Source organism: Enhygromyxa salina (assembly GCF_002994615.1).
In the GTDB taxonomy this organism is placed as follows: Bacteria; Myxococcota_A; Polyangia; order Nannocystales; family Nannocystaceae; genus Plesiocystis; species Plesiocystis salina_A.
Genome location: NZ_PVNK01000117.1, coordinates 1 through 1,632, shown reverse-complemented (window position 1 = coordinate 1,632; position 1,632 = coordinate 1). Strand labels below are relative to the sequence as shown.

The following is a 1,632-nucleotide window of genomic DNA, read 5'->3' as shown; positions in this document are numbered from 1 at the left end:
GGGCAGCGAGCACGCCGTGATAGCGGATCATATGAAAACGCGGTGGCGGGATCAGGGCACACAGCCGCGCGATGAGGTCGAGCGGAGCAAGCAAAACTGCATGCACGCCATTTTTCCACGCGTGCCGCTCAAACCTCGCGCTGGCGGACCTCGTGATGCGGTCTCCGAACGGCAGGCTGCTCGCCGAGGAGACCGGGGTGTCGGCCAACGGGACCAGGAACGCGTACGATCTCGCCCTCGGTCAACTCGATGACGGTAATTTCGGGCTCGAGGCAAAGATGAAGCTGCAGTGGTACTTCCTCGATGGTCCCGCGGGATACTGGAAACCGGACGAGAAGCAGACCTTCGTCGATGACTGGGAACGAGAGGTCCGAGCTGCATGGGACGGTCAACTCGTCATGACGCTCGCCGATGGCCGGACCGTGACGCTCAAGCTCGACTTCGAGCAACAGATCGGCGGGTTCATGTCTGACCACTGGGAGATGAGTGTTCGCTATCGCGGCATGAAAGAGGGCGATGTCGTGGGGTCGGCTGTCACGCCAGGCATGGGCAACGTCAAGCTCGACAACCTCGACGTCATGATGCGCACCGATATCAGCCAAGTGCCCGCTGCGCACGAGTTCGGACACATGCTCGGTCTCGATGACGAGTACCCGGATGATAGCCCACACAAAGCTGACGGCGCCAGCATCATGAACAGCGGCATGGGTGTTCGCCCCCGCCACATGGAGCACTTTGCCGAGTGGGCCGAAAAGCACATCCCGGGCCAAATCTTCACTGGGCTCAAGAAGTGGCTTGGGGGTCTGTGAGGTCGTCAATATTGCTCCCAGCGACTGTGCTCGTACGCTTCGAACGCGGCCCACTCGTTCCCGCGCTGCTCGAACCACACGTGGGTCGTTCGGAACCAGCCCTCCCAGGTCAGCTCCCGCACGGGCTCGGATGGTCTCTCCCGCAGGTGGATGATCGCGGGCGCGCGATACTCGGGGCCGGCGTCGCTCAGCTGTAGCTCCACGTCTCGACTCGGCGCCCCGAGTCGCTCGATCACCGCCTGCTCCTCCCGGCCGCGGAACTCTACGAGGACGTGAGCGTCCCGCGTCACGAACGCGACGCCGGCCACGAGGATCGAGGCCAGGACGAGCACCAGGCCAAACCACGTCCGCCAGTCACGGTTTGCGCTCATGTCTCGATGGTACGACAAGCTTCGACGATCGGTGACACCGAGCCCCGCCGCCACCGCCCTGGCACGGGGCAGGGCGAGGGGCCCGATCTCTCGGGGCCATTGCTCGCGAACCTTGGCCACGAAGGACTCGGCGTCGGCGGGTAGCGCCGCTTCGACGGCGCGAAGCGTCCGCGCGAGGACCAAGGCGTGGTGATGGTCGCGCGACAGTCCCTGCAGGCTCTCGTGCCGTTGCAAGCGATGAGTTAAATACGGCGTCGGGGCGCGAGCCGAGGTTCGCCGGGGGCGCCTTGGGCTACGGAAGCCCCGAGAACATCGGCGATGATGAGCGCATAGGACATCCGATGCGGGGTCGGGGGTGGCGTGAACGTCGCGCCGCTCATTTTGGCGTGTGGATCGGAAGGCGAAGTGGGCCCGGGCGGGGTCGGTTGGCGAACAGGCCCCCCAACTTCACC

3 protein-coding genes are annotated in these 1,632 nt (G+C 64.8%); 1 reads left to right on the top strand and 2 read right to left on the bottom strand.

Going from position 1 to position 1,632, the window contains the following annotated elements; all coding sequences use genetic code 11:
• Positions 1-208, bottom strand: a 208-nt coding sequence (locus tag ENSA5_RS39735; RefSeq protein ID WP_181197644.1) for a transposase, incomplete at its 3' end; no start/stop codon positions are given.
• Here ENSA5_RS39735 and ENSA5_RS37485 point away from each other — a divergent pair.
• Complete coding sequence (locus ENSA5_RS37485) at positions 198-809, top strand: hypothetical protein (protein WP_219906769.1); 612 nt, start codon at positions 198-200, stop codon at positions 807-809. The genes ENSA5_RS39735 and ENSA5_RS37485 overlap by 11 nt on opposite strands.
• A 5-nt stretch (positions 810-814) precedes the next feature.
• On the opposite strand, the gene ENSA5_RS11440 is transcribed toward ENSA5_RS37485, so the two are convergent.
• Complete coding sequence (locus tag ENSA5_RS11440; protein WP_146155581.1) at positions 815-1,363, bottom strand: hypothetical protein; 549 nt, start codon at positions 1,361-1,363, stop codon at positions 815-817.
• Between the last annotated feature and the right edge of the window lie 269 nt (positions 1,364-1,632).